A 15,116-nucleotide genomic window follows, 5' to 3' on the forward strand; every position below is an offset into this window, starting at 1 on the left:
AATGAGTGTAAAAAATTTGTTGGAAAAAAGACGTTCAGTTAGACATTATGATTCTAGTTATAAAATAAGTTCAGAAATTCTAACCTCATTAATTGAAAGTGCAAGTAAGTCACCTAATGGTAATAATATTCAAGCAACTCGTTATTTAATAATTGATGATCCAGACTTAAGAAATTTATTGCTCCCTATCGCTTTTAATCAACAACAAGTGGTAGAAGCATCAACGTTAATTGTGATGTTGGGGGATTTTCAAGCATTTGATAAAAAGAATATTATTGAGATACATGAAGAAGGGTTTCAAGCGGGATTTTTTGATGAATCACTAAGAGATTATCTAGCGAATGCTGCAATTAATTATTATGAAAATAAATCCAATGAAGATCTAAAGCTAGAATTAACTAGAGATGTAAGTCTTGCGTCAATGTCATTAATTTTGTTAGCAAATGAAGCAGGTTTTGAAACAATTACGATGTCAGGCTATGATTCTAAGAAATTAAAAGAAATCTTAAATATTTCTGAAAGGTATTTAGATGTAATGCTTTTAGCTATTGGTAAAGGTACGAAACCCGGTCATCAAACCGTAAGGCATCATGTAAATAAGGTAATGTATAGAAACGAAATAATTTAGTGACGTTTTGTTGCTTTGTTCTTCAACAAACGGTGGCGATTCTTCAAAAAAGATGGTCGCTTTTTTCTTATTCAAGTAACAGGCAGCAAAAGTTTAAGAAAGTAATGATATTGAGTAATTAGAATACAACCTAAATGGTTGTATTTTTATTTGGAAAAAAATTCTTGTTGAAATTTCCATAAAGGTGTAAAATTACACTAAATAAGTCAAATGGTAAATGATGGGGTGTTTTTATCAATAAAGAGAAAGTGATAGACATTATATCGGCAAAAATACGATTAATTCGATTAGAAAAAAGGTATTCTCAAGAAAAGATGGCTGATATCTTAGGAATTTCAAAAAAAACTCTTGTTCAGATAGAAAAGGGAAGAATGTTAGCAGGTTGGTCAAATTCAGTAGTCTTATGTTCCTTATTTAGAGACAGTGAGGTTTTACAATCGGTTTTAGGAGATGAACCTCTCGAAGTTATTGAGACTATTGCTCACAATGGGATAGATAAACCAAAGGATAAGACAATGGGAGGTAGAATCTGGTGGAAAGAAATTGATAAAAAAGGAAGTTTTCGTTTGCAACAAAATTTAGTTAGCAAGCATTATCGGATTATTGATGAACAGCAATATAGATGGTTTAGTTCATTTGATCAGCAAGAGGCTTTAATGCGTCTAAATGAGATGTATAGTGAGGAGTGAGTAAAGTTTGAAAAGATTAATTGTTTTTATCTTGCTACTGCCTGTATGTGTATTCAGTTTTTTTTCAACTTCTTGGACAGGTTCGTACATGATGATTGAAGAAGACTGGAAAGAACATATCGTTTTTACTCCTGAAAATTCCATAAAACCTCAACAAATTTATGAAATTGATAAATACTTTTATGCGTTTAAATACCAACCAGTCATTAGTATTGTTTGTATTTTATCTTTTTTAATTTTAATAGGAATCATTATTTCTTGGATAAGTAAGAAGTTGCGTATTAACCCAAAAGCAATGTAAATTATCTTGCACTAACCAGATAGCGTTGGATTTTCTTATTCAACTAAAAATGGTCAACTAAAAAAAATTTCTGGCTGACCTTATAATACGTAATGGTGCTTTACTTCAATAAGAAGTGATCTTTTTAATGTGTCGCATTTGACACAAAAAGCGACGTAGGGAAACAAATATTTATGCCCAAGAGGTCAAATAAATGTATTATCTAGCCTCTAGTAAAATTGGCACAAAAATTAAGAATGTTTTTTTATAAAGTGAAGTAATGTTTGACACAGTTCGCTATAAAAGTGAAACAAAATAAAAAACCCTTATTTAGGGCTAGGATATTTATTGAAGAAATCTCTTATTTCCTCAATTGTTATGCCTATCTCTAAAGCAGATAGTATCAATTCTTCCCACTCTTTATCTAGTATAATTTCATCTGATTTTTGATTCATATTAACTCCTTAAACATGTATGTAATATACTTCTTTAAGGTAAATTATGGGATGTATTAAAGTGAATATCAACGATTTTCATTCGACAAATATTTTTATATTTTTCGTTGGATTTTCAAAAAATGGTATTGATGAAAAGCTACATTTAAAACTATTCATTAAAAAAGCGCCAAAAATATTGGCACTAAAAGGTCCATTTATATCGTTATCTTTTTTTAATACAGAGATTTAATGTACTATCTATAAGTTGACATTATTTGCTCCTGGGTATGTTTATAAATGACATCAGGTACTTCTTGAAGTGAATTTATTGTCAAAAAAGCACTACTATGCTCAACGTTAACTTTAACAAGGTTATATTGCCATTCATTTTCAGCTGGAATATATATGGCATGGATATTCATTTCAAGTGCTGGCACAATATCAGTTCTTAATGAATTTCCAACCATCCATGTTACTTTAGGGTCGGCATTAATTGTTTTTAATATATCCGAAAGAGCTGTCGTATCTTTATGTTCCGAAATGAAAATACGATGTTCAAAATATGTAGTGAGTTCTAACTGGGCAATTTTCTTTCGTTGATTAGCTTCATCTCCCCCTGTGTGTAAATATAATTCATGTCCCTCTTCTTTTAAACGTTGCAGTGTTTCATTCATATATGGAATTGGTTCAACGGGAATTTCGAATACCTTAAACCCCAACTCTCTTAAATATTGGATTTCGTCTTTTTTCATTTCCTTTCCTGTTAAGTCGCAAAAGTATTTATAAGATCCTACAAATGACTCTGGAAACCGTTCTGATACTAGACCGTGTTGACTAATCGCTTCAACATCAATTTGAAGTTGTTTCTGTTTTATTTCTTCCTTTGTTATGGAGTCAAACCATGTGATCATTTGGTCAGCGAACTCATCTATCACTTGGTTAAAATATCTATTACAGTATGATAATGTATCGTCGAGGTTAAATAAAATGTTTTGTTTTTCCATTTTATCCTCCTTTTCGTGTATTTTAAGCACTAAGTATTATCCCGCATTGGCTAAGTTATTATTACAAGAAGTTAAGTTTTGGCCAAGGATGGTAAAAGTATTCTAAATTGCTGACTTATATATATTTAAGATAATATGCATTGTTTTTTTACAATAGCGTGCTTTGCTTTAATAAGGAAGTTTAATAAAAGGGAAAAAAGAACATATAGGATGCTCTTTTTCCCCTTTATTATTTTTATTAATCCCACTTTTTTGCATGTTCTCTAATTAAATTAATCATGAGGACAATTTAATCTTTTTTTGGAAAGTTTAAATTCAGAATGTAAATTTCGAAAGAGGAAAATACTAAGCAAAAAATAAAATGAAGGAAGTTACCATGCAAACAATTAAACCGATTAAATTAGGCTCCAATAAAACTAACACTACAGAAAAATTAACATCCGCAGAAATGGGTAAACTTTGGGCAACATACATGGGAAACAGTATGGCAAAATGCATTTTAAGCTATTATCTCCAACACGTTGAGGATATGGATATTAAAACTTTATTAGAAAATTCATTAAAATTAAGCGAAGAATTCTTGAAAATAACTACCGAAATTTTTACCAAAGAAAATTTCCCTATTCCCAATGGGTTTTCACAAGAAGATGTAAATTTAGGTGCTCCTCGTTTATTCCAAGATGAATTCTATGTCCATTATCTAAAATATACTGCAAAAGCGGGCGGGAGTATTTATAGTGTTGGATTACCTCTTTTATTTAGAAAGGATGTAAAAGAATTTTTTAGATATTGTTTGAATTCTACTATGGATTTAATGGAGCAAATCAAAGAAATATTAATGAATAAAGGGCTTATCAACAAGCCACCATTAATTCCAGTTCCTGAAAAGGTGGAATTTGTTCATCAGGATTTTTTAAATGGTTTCTTTGGTCATGTACGACCACTGCACGGATTAGAAATCGCCCATCTTTATGATGCAATTGAAAATAATGCAACGAGTAAGGCACTAATTATGGCGTTTTCCCAAGTAGTAAAGGATGAAAAGATTCGGAAATTGTTTGAAAGAGGAAAAGACATTACAACAAAAAATACTGAAAACTATATAAAAAAGCTACATGATGAAAATTTGCCTACACCATCTTTTCATGACGATTTAATTACAACATCTACTTTTTCACCTTTTTCTGATAAGATAATGCTATTTCATAAGATGGATATGTTTACAATGAAAATTAGAACCTTTGGAAATGCAATGGCTGTAAATGGAAGGCATGATATTGGGCTAATCTATATGAATGCCCTTATGAAAAATGCAGCTTTTGTTCAAGATGCAGCAAAAATTATGATTGAGAAAGGCTGGTTTGAACAAGCACCAAAAGCAGCAAATAGAGCAAAATTAGCTTCTGAATAGTTTTTTTCATATTCATTAGGGTTTAATTACTGTAATAGTAAAAGCCATTGACCATACTTAATATCGCTGGTTTATGTTTTATCCTTGTCTGTACTTTTTTGCAATGTGGGATGCATACAAGGATGCAGGTGGGAATAAAGAGTATTATTCCTTCTTATCATTTGTTCTTTCAGCATTCTTAGTTACTGTGGGATTTATGTATTCTGCGAGAGTACAATTATTTAGCTTAACATTAGGAACAGTCTGGTTCCAATGTTATGTGTAATTCCTAGAGTTGTCGTAGGGATACTGTTAAAAATAGGACTAAGAAAAAGATGAATGTTATTTTAAAATTGTTAGTGATTGGCTTTATTTATAATTTAATTGAAATAGAAAAGGAGCTTCTGCCTAGCAGGGTTTCTTTTTTAAATCAAAACCAAAATAACACTTAATAGTAGCCTTTATCAAATAAAGCAAGATTATGAATGAATGTACTTAACCTAAAGAGTAGCTTTAAATCGAAAGAAGTAAGGCTTCTTTTATGTCTAATTTGACACATTTTGCGTACTATAAATTAGTTCAAGTGTAATACTCTCTTTTTCTTAAAAATCCATCTATAAGAAAAAATATTAATGAACAGAGAGTAGCGAAAACCATAAATATACCAAATCCAATAAAGTAAGTAAGCAAACCGATTCCAATATGTAATATACCAGAAACGTAGAAACGGGGAGATTTTAGTTTTGTTGTTATGAAATCAGAAAATAATGATACAGGTATTCCTTAAATAAAATTACCTAGCAAACTTGATAAAAATATAAAATATAAGCCAACAAAATCAATATTAGGATCTGTTGCCTCAAGACAGAGCCACAAAAATGTAAAGGCCAATGAAGAGTAGAGAGCTACTTTACTTTTTCTTATTACAAGTGACTTTTATAAAGCTTTTTCCTTATTTATGGTACTAAAATAGTAAGACAAATAATCAATAGAACAGTTTTTATCTTTAGAGGTCCTACAGACACCAAGATTATAAAAAAAGTTAATGAAAATATGCAAGTATATAAGAATATTTTATACAAGTTGGTTCCTCATATTTATTTTTAGAATAACAAAGGTGAGTATAAATATTTATTACTTTTAAATAGTTGAACAAGGAAAATATATTGAATGGTTTTTCATTATCATAATTTGGTGATGTACTCGAGTGTGTTAATATGCGGACTAATACTTTTTCAGTAAAACTTTGCTGTACCATAGTTCAAGTGTTATCAAGTTGTGCAATAAAATAAGCCACATATCAATATACCAATACCGTTTATAAATGCTGTTAACAACCCCAAAACTTCTGGTCTTTGTCTTTTTAAAAATGAATGACAACATATCAATATTAAAGCTTTTATTATTTCCCAACTTCCCACAGTAAGCCCCACATTTAAGGACAGCACTACTAAAAAGTGCATCAAAAGGTGTAGTTCAACGGTCTGATTGTATACTGAAACAATACCAAGGGTTAATATTAAAATTCCTAATACTTAAAAAACATATTTCACGTTTCTTGACATCTTTATCATTATTTTTTTGTTGCAAATGCAACAAAGTTAGGTTAAATTTAATATAGGTCATTTTTATTGCATTTGCAACAAAAAAATGTATTAAGGAGTTAATTATGAAGGAAATTCTTCGTGAAATTGGAATGATAGCAAGGGCATTAGATTCTATAAGTAATATAGAATTTAAAGAATATGACCTTACAAAAGGGCAGTATTTGTACCTTGTGCGAATATGTGAAAACCCAGGAATTATTCAAGAAAAGTTAGCTGAGATGATAAAAGTAGATCGAACCACAGCAGCTCGTGCTATAAAAAAACTTGAAGTTAATGGCTTTATTGAAAAGAAAGAAGATAAACATAACAAAAAAATTAAAAAACTCTTTCCATCAGAGAAAGGGAAAAAGGTTTATCCTTTTATAAAAAGAGAAAACGATTATTCCAATATCGTTGCATTAGGGGTATTTTCCGAAAGAGAAGTAGAAACCATTATAAATCTTCTTCAAAGAGTAAGAAAAAATATAGAAAAAGACTGGGAATTAGTAAAAAAGGGAAATAAGAGAAATTATTGATTATATAAAGGAGCGGCAAATTTAAATGACGATACATATAAAAAAGTGTACCCTTGAAGATTCACGCAAACTTCAAGAAGTGAGTTATGAAACATTTAATGAGACATTTAAGCATCAGAATACACCCGAAAATATGAATGCCTATTTGGAAAGGGCATTTAACTTAAAACAATTAGAAAACGAATTATCCACTATTTCTTCGCAATTCTTTTTTGTTTATTTTCATAATGAAGTCGCTGGATATTTAAAGGTCAATACCAATGATGCTCAGTCAGAAGAAATGGGTGATAAATCACTTGAAATCGAGAGGATTTATATAAAGAACAAATTTCAAAAACATGGGCTTGGTAAATATCTGCTAAATAAAGCTATGGAAATTGCGCTGGAACGTAATAAAAAGAAAATCTGGCTAGGCGTATGGGAAAAAAATGAAAATGCTATTGCTTTTTATAAGAAAATGGGGTTTGTTCAAACTGGAGCCCACTCTTTTTATATGGGTGATGAAGAACAACTGGACTTTATAATGACTAAAACACTCATATAACTTTTTTGAAAGGTGGATTATTATGTATATTCCAAAATATTTTAAGGTCACAAATGTTGATGAAATTTGGGATTTTGTTCAAAAAAACTCTTTTGGCACGATTGTCACAACAGAACAAGGGAAACCAATTGCCACTCATTTGCCATTGCAGTTAATGAAAGAAGGAGATACTTACTATATAACGGGGCATATTGCTTATGGGAACCCTCAATGGAGAACATTCGAAACCTGTGAAGATGTATTGGTTATGTTTCAAGGAGCACACGCTTATATCTCTTCTTCTTGGTATGAAGAGGAAAATGTCCCGACATGGAATTATCAAGCTGTACATGTATATGGTACAGCCAGCATTTTGGACGAAGAAGAGTTAAAACAGGACCTGACAATGTTGCTGCAAAAATACGAAAAACACCGTAAGAATCCAGTTTTATGGGATAAGCTTTCTCCTGAAGTTTTAGAAAAACAACTAAAAGGTATTGTTGGATTTAAGATTAAAGTACAAGAAATTCAAGCTGCAAATAAACTAAGTCAAAATCGTAATGAAGAGGACTATCATAACATCATTAATAAACTCTATGAAGAAAAGGATTTGAATTCTCAACAAATGGCACAATTGATGAAGAGGAAGTTAAAAAAGGACAAATAAGTATTATGTTTCTTTTTTAAAGATTTTTTCTTTCTTAGATGAAGTTTGTCAAGAAACGTACTTAAATGATCAATAATTTTTCCATAAGGAAAAAACAGAGGAACCCGAAATGTCCCTCTGTTTTTTTATAAAATAGTAAGACTAGCATTTAATTGAAACTAAATGTAAGTGTATAACAACTCAAACTGTTACTCAAAAGTTCGATCAATAGACATATAAAAGTTGTAGGGTCACCCAGAAATATCTGGTTACCCTTTTTACTTATAGAAATTAATTAAAAAAAGAAATCTAAATAAGTGCAATAAGTTATTCTGGCCCTAATATATCTAAATTTATTTTTTTAGCTTCTGTAATAATATTTTTAAATAATGATTCAACAGTCTGACATTTGGCTAATCTTGTACTTTGACCAGACCAAAGTGAAATGTAATGTTGATTATTTTGTGCACTAGAAGTCTTCCTAATATCCTGGGTTAGTATATTTTGAACAGGGAAATCTGGTAAAAATCTTTCGTGCCTCTGCATTTCTAAAAAAAATTTATTTTTTATTCCTCTTGCCCATTTACCTGAAAATGAACGAGTTAATATAGTATTGTCTTCGGTAGCATTAAGTATAGCCTCTTTATGTACCTTATGTGCTCCACTTTCAATACAAGTCAAGAAAGCCGTGCCCATTTGTACACCCTTCGCCCCTAAACAAAAAGAAGCCATTAACCCTCTTCCGTCCATAATTCCTCCAGCAGAAATAACAGGAATGTTTACATTGTCAACAACCTGTGGGATAAGTGACATTAAACCCACTAAACTCTCCTGATACCCATCGATAAAGTTCCCACGATGTCCACCAGCTTCACTTCCTTGAACAACAACAATATCCATTCCTGCTTTTTCATTTTCAACTGCTTCTCTAACAGTAGTAGCCGTTCCCACCAAAGTTATGTTATTTTTTTTTAATTCAGCAATTACTTTCTTAGAAGGAATACCAAATGTAAAGGAACAAATAGGAACTTTCTCTTCAATTACAACCATTATTTGGTCAATAAATGTTTCAAAAACAGAATTAAAATTAGGAATTTCAAAGCTATCTTTTCCAGGTAAATTCAGTTGCTCACGAATAGGGTTTAATATCTCGTTAACTGATTTTACTTCATCCTCTATAACATCATATTTATCGGGAACAAATAGATTTATACCAAAGGGGTTTGATGTTAACAGTTTTATTTCTTTAATTTGTTCTCGCATTTGATAAGGTGTCATATAACCTGCACCAATCATTCCTAGACCTCCAGAATTTGAAACCTCGGCTACTAATTTCGAAGTTGTTACTCCGCCAGCCATAGGAGCTTGTATAATCGGATACTGAATTTGTAAAAGTTCTGTCATTTCATTCTTTAGCATAAATCTCACCTCGTGATTTGAATACATTCTTTTATTGTATTAATCCGTCATATTCTCTCTCAAATTGAATTCCAAATAAAAGGATCCCTGCTCCAATTAAAATGACACTAGCTGCTCCTATCAATGCTGTATTAAAATTATGAGTGAAAGATGTTAAGACTCCAGCAAGTATTGGACCTATTAACTGTCCAATAGCATAAATAGCGGTAAGTGTGCCAATAGTACGACGACTATTAGATGGATTCATTTGTTGTCCCAATGTCATAGCAATTGTAGTGATGCCCATAAACGTAGCTCCAAACAATATTGCACTAATAATAAAACTAGTTTGAGAGCCCCATAATGCTGGCATCGCAATACCAAAGGCTTGCAAAGTCATTGCAAACACTAATGAATTAACATAACCCCATTTTTTAGAAAGGAAAGACCAGATGAGACAGGATGGAATTGCAGCCAATCCAACCATCATCCAAACTAAGGTAGCACCATTCTGAAAGGATGAGGTGTTTTCAGCAATAGTTACGATAAACGTTCCTGTAACTATATAACCTAATCCTTCTAAACCATAGGCAATGTTCAACAATAAGAGGCCTTTATTGGAGGGGGCTTGTGTAAAAGTTTCTTGTTTAGTTTTCACCTCATCAGCGTTGGGTTTTTCATCTAGCCAGATCCATACGAAGAAAGTAAGGATTCCACTGACAACAGCTAGTCCTATCCAAGTTCCTTCCCACCGAAATAAATGGTTTAATCCCGGAATAAGTAGACTGGATAAAAAGATTCCAAGACCTACTCCACCATAGAATAAACCAGACCAATTGGTTTTGCTTATAGTAGTAAGTTTATCTAACACAATTCCGGAGGCTATGACCAACACATAAGCACTAGAAATTCCTGATAGAAAGCGAAGTACATTCCAAAGTAAATTAGAGTATGTGAGACCCATCAGGGCAGTGGATAAAATTGTGATGATTAGACTTATTCTTAACAAAATGGTTCTATTTTTCTTAAAAGGAAAGGAACCTACTAAAATTGCCCCAAGCAAATATCCTGCGTAATTACTAGATGCTATATAACCAGCAATTGTATTAGAAAAAGAAAGTTCTTTTTGCATAAGTGGAAGAATGGGAGTATATGCAAATCTTCCAATCCCCATAGCAATGACTAAAGACAACATTCCCCCTATTAAAAAATGATAAGTTTGCTTCTTCAAATGAAAACCTCCAAAAAGTTAATCTATTTAAAGAATATCTGTTTTTTGATATATTGAATAATATATAATAATGATAGTTGCTATCAGATAATTAGATGGCAAAAAGGTAGGTGGGGGAGGAATACAATGGATTTGCATACATTAAAAATTTTTCAGACTGTTGCTAAGATGGGAAGTATTTCTCAAGCAGCAAGAGAACTTCAATATGCACAGTCAAATATCACAATGAAAATACAGCAGTTGGAATCAGATCTTCAAACAACTCTTTTCTATAGACATAACCGCGGGACTGCATTAACAGCCAAAGGAAGCTTGTTGTTAACATATGCAGAAAAAATTTTCGATCTTATCGAAGAAACTCAAAATATGATGACTGATGATCAAACACCTAGAGGTCCGTTAATTATTGGTTCAATGGAAACAACCGCAGCAGTTCGATTACCAAGCGTACTATCAAAGTATCATAAAGACTTTCCCGAAGTTGATCTAACCTTAAAAACAGGTTCTACGGAAGAAAATATTCAAGGGGTTCTTCAATATGATCTTGATGGAGCATTTGTAGCCGGACCTATTAAGCACCCTGAATTGATTCAAAAGGAAGTATTTGAAGAGGAATTGGTACTAATAACTGATACAAAACATCCACCTATATCTTCTATTAAAGATATTCAAACAAGGACAATGCTTGTATTTCGGACTGGATGTTCTTATCGGGAAAAGCTTGAACAATGGTTACACCAAGAGAGGGTAATTCCAAATAAAATAATGGAATTTGGTACCTTGGATGCAATCGTTGGCTGTGTATTTGCTGGACTTGGACTAAGTATGCTACCACTGAGTGTTGTTGCAAAGCATATACAAGAAGGAACCCTTAGACAGCATTCAATTCCGAATCAATACGGAAAAGTTAAAACAATATTCATTTATAGAAAAGAAAGATATGTACCCTCGTCTTTAATTAAATTTATAAATACGTTAGGTAATTAAGGTTAGATTGTTAAATAAGAGGATTATTTTTAAGCGTTTAAAAATAGTCTTAAATCAAAAGATTGTGATGGATTGTAATTAAACTATCCGGGTAGCTTTACTTCAACAAGGAGTAAGGCTTTTCTTGTTCCACCAACGGAGCAGGTTAATTCAAGAAGAACGTAGAATTTATTTTGTAGTCGGGCTTGGAGGATTGAAAAGAATTTGAAATTATTTTTTGCTATTTTGCTTGGGAGTTTTTTAATTGGATTAACAGATGATAGCTTTGGTAAAACAGGTAATATAATTATACATGTAATAGGAATTGGATATAATTTAGGAGCTATTTTCATTGTAAGAAACAAAAAAGAAAACCTATAATTTTTAAAAATTCACGGGTGCTTTCGTATTATAAGGTTAGCCAGATATTTCTGGTTGAGCATTTTTTATATCGATATATGATTACTGTAGCCGGGGTAGAACGTATGGCCCGTGGGACCATGATCCCGTCCGCAAAACAGTTCACCCCCTACTTGTAGAAACATGTTTGAGGCTGGTTGGGACTAAGATCTCGTATAACAAGCGAAGCTATGACACTACAGGAAGGATTAGGGGTACCGGTAATTATTTTTGGAGGAGGAATTTGAATGAATCCAGTCATTGGTCTGGATGTAGCAAAAGGTGAAAGTCAGATTCAAGCATACTTGGATAAAAAGAAACCATATAAAAAGAGTTTTAAAGTACAACATAATCTTGAAGGGTTAGCTAGTTTATTAGATTTTATTAAAGAGTTAGAGGATGTAACAGGAGAACGGCCTCCGATTATACTAGAATCAACTGGACACTATCACAAACCCGTTGTTCAATATTTCGAGGATAGAGGATATTTAATTATTATCGTAAATCCACTCGTATCTTATAAAGCAAAGAATTCTACTTTACGTAAAGTAAAGACAGATATCATAGACGCCAATCACCTCTGCGAGCTGTACTATAAAGAGGATTTAGAACCTTATAAAAAGCGAGGAATTCAATTATTAAATCTACGTAATCTTACAAGACAGCACGATAATATTACAGGGATAGTTGTTCAAACCAAACTCCAATTTCAGGCTGTTTTAGATCAAGTATTTCCTGAATACAGCAAGGTTTTTGGAAATCTATACTCAGATGTTTCCTTACTAACTTTACAAGCATTTCCTACTTCTGAAGAGGTTTTGAAAGCTGATTGTGAAACATTAGCCATTAAAATTAAAGAATTCTGTAACACCCGTTCACTGCAATGGGCAAATAAACAGGCCGAAAAATTAATAGCTGCCGCAGCACAAAACCCATTTCAGAAGACTTTATATTCTAGTCTAATACTAAGTCTAGATATGTATATTAAAATGCTTCTTGAATACAAAAAACATCTATCCATGCTTGAAGATGAGATAGATGCTTTGGCAAAAAGTATTGAAGAATATGAGATTATCCGTTCAATCCCCGGTATAGGTGAAAAAATCGCCGCCACGATTATTTCTGAAATTGGGGAGATTCAAAGGTATAATCATCCTAAGAAACTAGTTGCCTTTGCAGGCATTGATCCGACTGTCTTTGAATCTGGAACATTCAAAGGTACTCAAAATCGAATTACTAAAAGAGGTTCTAGTAGACTAAGGCAAACTCTATATATGGCTGTTAAATGTGCTATTCGAGACTGTCGTAAACAAAAAACGACGGATGAAATCATCCCACGCAACAAGCGATTACGTGCCTTTTATGATAGGAAACGTGAAGAAGGAAAGCCATATAAAGTAGCCCTAATTGCGTGTGCTAATAAACTCTTACATTGGATCTATGCACTTTTAAAAAACAAAACTACCTTCCAAGATTTAGCTTGATTTAACAATATTACTAGACAAACCAAAACTTTCCAAACGTAGTATTTGGAGGGTTATTTGACATGCGCGAATTTAGTATAACATGAAACATTTTAAGTTTTTATTGAAAAATGTTGACAACTATTGGCTGGTTTAGTTGAAGAGGATTGTATGCTGCAATCCTTTCATCTTCTTCAACTACTATGAAAATTAAATTATGTAAGGAAGAAAAGAAGGCAATACTAAAGAAGACGCAGCTCATTCATTTTTAAAAAAAGGAGAGCGCCTGATTCATAGGCAATTAAAAAGCTAATCTTTAGACTGGATCAGGATGCTTCTGTTTCTGTCAGCGAAACGGTGTAGCCTAAGCTTTCAAGTCGTCGAAGCGAATGACGTACAATTGATTGTGCTCTTTGTTTATCAAAGTAGTCTTCACCTAAGTCTACATACATTTCTTTTCGTGTTAAAAGATAGTAACATATTCGCAATATGGCATGAGAGACAACAATAGCAGCGCGTTTTGTACCCTTGCGGGCAGCTGTACGTCGATACAATGCCCCAAGGTAGTTTTTAGATCCTCTTACTGAGTGAGCTGCTTCTTGTAAGGCTGATTTTAAATATTTATTCCCTTTCTTAGTTTTGGAAGATTTTCTTTTACCAGCACTTTCGTTTTGTCCTGGAACTAACCCTGCCCAAGAACACATATGAGCAGCGCTTGGAAATTGATTTTTAACATCAGTTCCAATCTCAGCTAGAATCTGTTCTGCCATACGGGTAGCGACACCTGGAATTGAATCTAAACGTTCAACGTCATCTTGATAAGAACTCATTCTTTCTGCAATTTCATTATCAAGCTTCTCGATTTGATCTGTAAGAAAATCAATGTGAGTGATAATTGTTTTAAGCATCATTCGCTGATGAGGGCTAATGTAGCCTCGTAATGCTAACTCTAGTTCCTCTTTTTTCTTTTTCAATGTTCTGCGAGCGAAGCTTGCGAGCTTTACGGGATCATCTTCTCCATCAGCAATCGCACGAAGCATCTCCATAGCGGAAACACCCTTAATTTGTGACACAACTGAACCCAGTTTAATGTTAGCACCTTCTAACACTTTTTGGATTCGATTTTGTTGTCTCGCCCGTTCTTGAATGATACTTCTACGGTATCGAACTAATTCTCGTAATTCTCTTTGATCTCGATTGGGAATATAGCTAGCTTTTATTAATCCATGACGAAGAAGCTTCGCAATCCACTCAGCATCATTTACATCAGTTTTCCGTCCAGGAACAGCTTTAATGTGTTGTGCATTGACTACTAAAAATTCAATTCCCTCACTTTCTAGTAAATTCACAATTGGCTTCCAGTATACGCTGGTGCTTTCCATGGCAACATGAGAACAATTGTGTTCCTTAATCCAGTCTAGTAGTTTTAACAAAAACACGGTTTTCGTTGAAAAAGTTTGAATCTCCTTTCCTTCTGGTGTAAGAATACATGCGGTGATAGAGTCTTTATGAACGTCCATCCCACATGCTCGTTCAATGATTACATCCATTTTAATTTTCCTCTCTACGACATATTAGTGGAGGCTGGTGCAACAACCAGAACAGGGATTAATCTACTATGAGTGCTTCCGCAAGGGAGCAACAGTCAGTGGTGCACCGTGGTCGAAGGAGTCAGACTAAAGGGTGGGCTCTAACGCACCATAGTTTATCGACCTTCCTCTCCCAGCCGTAGAATCAGTATTGACGGTTCTAGACCATTTTCATTCTCTGTGGTGCAGCGCTGATTTTTGCGCTGCATGGGCGGCTAAAGGGGCAGTATTCCTGTAATGAAGAAGTAACGTGTTAAAAATAATAAAGCATACCAGGTACTTATAAATTTAACTAGTGTGTTGTTCAAAGGTGGATTAACCCACTTTTTTTGTTGCAATACAGTTTATTTT

15 protein-coding genes and 1 pseudogene are annotated in these 15,116 nt (G+C 33.0%); 10 read left to right on the forward strand and 6 right to left on the reverse strand.

Going from position 1 to position 15,116, the window contains the following annotated elements:
• Position 1 precedes the first annotated feature (1 nt).
• The 3 genes from GMB29_RS12020 (at position 2) to GMB29_RS12030 (ending at position 1,618) form a co-directional block, all read left to right on the forward strand.
• Positions 2-628, forward strand: a complete 627-nt coding sequence (locus GMB29_RS12020) for a nitroreductase family protein (protein ID WP_136358766.1) — start codon at positions 2-4, stop codon at positions 626-628.
• Between the two features lie 233 nt (positions 629-861).
• On the forward strand, positions 862-1,317 hold the full coding sequence (locus tag GMB29_RS12025) for a helix-turn-helix transcriptional regulator (RefSeq protein WP_136358736.1): 456 nt from the start codon (positions 862-864) through the stop codon (positions 1,315-1,317).
• A gap of 7 nt (positions 1,318-1,324) precedes the next feature.
• A complete protein-coding gene (locus GMB29_RS12030; protein WP_136358738.1) occupies positions 1,325-1,618 on the forward strand; it encodes a DUF4306 domain-containing protein in 294 nt (97 codons plus the stop codon).
• A 305-nt stretch (positions 1,619-1,923) separates the two neighbouring features.
• Here the strand turns inward: GMB29_RS12030 and GMB29_RS12035 are convergent, their stop codons facing one another.
• On the reverse strand, positions 1,924-2,052 hold the full coding sequence (locus GMB29_RS12035; protein WP_136358740.1) for an anti-repressor SinI family protein: 129 nt from the start codon (positions 2,050-2,052) through the stop codon (positions 1,924-1,926).
• A 236-nt stretch (positions 2,053-2,288) separates the two neighbouring features.
• Positions 2,289-3,038: an HAD family hydrolase gene (locus GMB29_RS12040; RefSeq protein WP_136358742.1), complete on the reverse strand. Its 750-nt coding sequence runs from the start codon at positions 3,036-3,038 to the stop codon at positions 2,289-2,291.
• 376 nt (positions 3,039-3,414) lie between these two features.
• Here GMB29_RS12040 and GMB29_RS12045 point away from each other — a divergent pair, with 376 nt between their 5' ends.
• The gene (locus GMB29_RS12045) at positions 3,415-4,449 is read left to right on the forward strand and encodes a DUF3231 family protein (protein ID WP_136358744.1); all 1,035 of its coding nucleotides are present in this window, start codon (positions 3,415-3,417) and stop codon (positions 4,447-4,449) included.
• Positions 4,450-5,667: 1,218 nt separating this feature from the next.
• On the opposite strand, the pseudogene GMB29_RS12050 reads toward GMB29_RS12045, so the two are convergent.
• Positions 5,668-5,954: pseudogene (locus GMB29_RS12050) on the reverse strand (YitT family protein); the annotation flags it as partial.
• 143 nt (positions 5,955-6,097) lie between these two features.
• On the opposite strand from GMB29_RS12050, the gene GMB29_RS12055 reads away from it, so the two are divergent.
• The 3 genes from GMB29_RS12055 to GMB29_RS12065 are packed head-to-tail and all read left to right on the forward strand — an operon-like array spanning position 6,098 to position 7,740.
• Positions 6,098-6,550, forward strand: coding sequence for a MarR family winged helix-turn-helix transcriptional regulator (locus GMB29_RS12055; protein WP_136358746.1), 453 nt, complete (start codon positions 6,098-6,100; stop codon positions 6,548-6,550).
• Positions 6,551-6,575: 25 nt separating this feature from the next.
• The gene (locus tag GMB29_RS12060; RefSeq protein WP_136358748.1) at positions 6,576-7,094 is read left to right on the forward strand and encodes a spermidine/spermine N(1)-acetyltransferase; all 519 of its coding nucleotides are present in this window, start codon (positions 6,576-6,578) and stop codon (positions 7,092-7,094) included.
• 22 nt (positions 7,095-7,116) lie between these two features.
• Positions 7,117-7,740: an FMN-binding negative transcriptional regulator gene (locus GMB29_RS12065; RefSeq protein ID WP_136358750.1), complete on the forward strand. Its 624-nt coding sequence runs from the start codon at positions 7,117-7,119 to the stop codon at positions 7,738-7,740.
• 306 nt (positions 7,741-8,046) lie between these two features.
• Here GMB29_RS12065 and GMB29_RS12070 read toward each other — a convergent pair whose 3' ends face one another.
• Together GMB29_RS12070 and GMB29_RS12075 are read right to left on the reverse strand one after the other, a co-directional pair.
• Entirely contained in the window at positions 8,047-9,138 is a 1,092-nt protein-coding gene (locus GMB29_RS12070) for an NAD(P)H-dependent flavin oxidoreductase (RefSeq protein WP_136358752.1), read from the reverse strand.
• Between the two features lie 31 nt (positions 9,139-9,169).
• Positions 9,170-10,348 carry a YbfB/YjiJ family MFS transporter gene (locus tag GMB29_RS12075; RefSeq protein ID WP_136358754.1) on the reverse strand — a complete coding sequence of 393 codons (1,179 nt, stop codon included), beginning with the start codon at positions 10,346-10,348 and terminating at the stop codon, positions 9,170-9,172.
• A 126-nt stretch (positions 10,349-10,474) separates the two neighbouring features.
• On the opposite strand from GMB29_RS12075, the gene GMB29_RS12080 reads away from it, so the two are divergent.
• From GMB29_RS12080 to GMB29_RS12090, 3 genes are all read left to right on the forward strand, one after another.
• A complete protein-coding gene (locus tag GMB29_RS12080; protein ID WP_136358756.1) occupies positions 10,475-11,335 on the forward strand; it encodes a LysR family transcriptional regulator in 861 nt (286 codons plus the stop codon).
• A gap of 204 nt (positions 11,336-11,539) precedes the next feature.
• Entirely contained in the window at positions 11,540-11,695 is a 156-nt protein-coding gene (locus tag GMB29_RS12085; RefSeq protein ID WP_136358758.1) for a serine kinase, read from the forward strand.
• A gap of 266 nt (positions 11,696-11,961) precedes the next feature.
• Positions 11,962-13,197, forward strand: a complete 1,236-nt coding sequence (locus GMB29_RS12090) for an IS110 family RNA-guided transposase (protein WP_136358760.1) — start codon at positions 11,962-11,964, stop codon at positions 13,195-13,197.
• Between the two features lie 305 nt (positions 13,198-13,502).
• On the opposite strand, the gene GMB29_RS12095 is transcribed toward GMB29_RS12090, so the two are convergent.
• A complete protein-coding gene (locus tag GMB29_RS12095) occupies positions 13,503-14,726 on the reverse strand; it encodes an IS110 family RNA-guided transposase (RefSeq protein WP_136359330.1) in 1,224 nt (407 codons plus the stop codon).
• Positions 14,727-15,116 lie beyond the last annotated feature (390 nt).

Origin of the sequence: Metabacillus sediminilitoris (assembly GCF_009720625.1) — a bacterium.
GTDB classification, from domain to species: domain Bacteria; phylum Bacillota; class Bacilli; order Bacillales; family Bacillaceae; genus Metabacillus; species Metabacillus sediminilitoris.

Coding starts and splice junctions, on each gene's coding strand:
- GMB29_RS12070 (WP_136358752.1), bottom strand. CDS start 9,138: ATGCTAAAGAATGAAATGACAGAACTTTTACAAATTCAGTATCCGATT.
- GMB29_RS12095 (WP_136359330.1), bottom strand. CDS start 14,726: ATGGATGTAATCATTGAACGAGCATGTGGGATGGACGTTCATAAAGAC.
- GMB29_RS12020 (WP_136358766.1), top strand. CDS start 2: ATGAGTGTAAAAAATTTGTTGGAAAAAAGACGTTCAGTTAGACATTAT.
- GMB29_RS12090 (WP_136358760.1), top strand. CDS start 11,962: ATGAATCCAGTCATTGGTCTGGATGTAGCAAAAGGTGAAAGTCAGATT.
- GMB29_RS12040 (WP_136358742.1), bottom strand. CDS start 3,038: ATGGAAAAACAAAACATTTTATTTAACCTCGACGATACATTATCATAC.
- GMB29_RS12080 (WP_136358756.1), top strand. CDS start 10,475: ATGGATTTGCATACATTAAAAATTTTTCAGACTGTTGCTAAGATGGGA.
- GMB29_RS12035 (WP_136358740.1), bottom strand. CDS start 2,052: ATGAATCAAAAATCAGATGAAATTATACTAGATAAAGAGTGGGAAGAA.
- GMB29_RS12060 (WP_136358748.1), top strand. CDS start 6,576: ATGACGATACATATAAAAAAGTGTACCCTTGAAGATTCACGCAAACTT.
- GMB29_RS12055 (WP_136358746.1), top strand. CDS start 6,098: ATGAAGGAAATTCTTCGTGAAATTGGAATGATAGCAAGGGCATTAGAT.
- GMB29_RS12045 (WP_136358744.1), top strand. CDS start 3,415: ATGCAAACAATTAAACCGATTAAATTAGGCTCCAATAAAACTAACACT.
- GMB29_RS12065 (WP_136358750.1), top strand. CDS start 7,117: ATGTATATTCCAAAATATTTTAAGGTCACAAATGTTGATGAAATTTGG.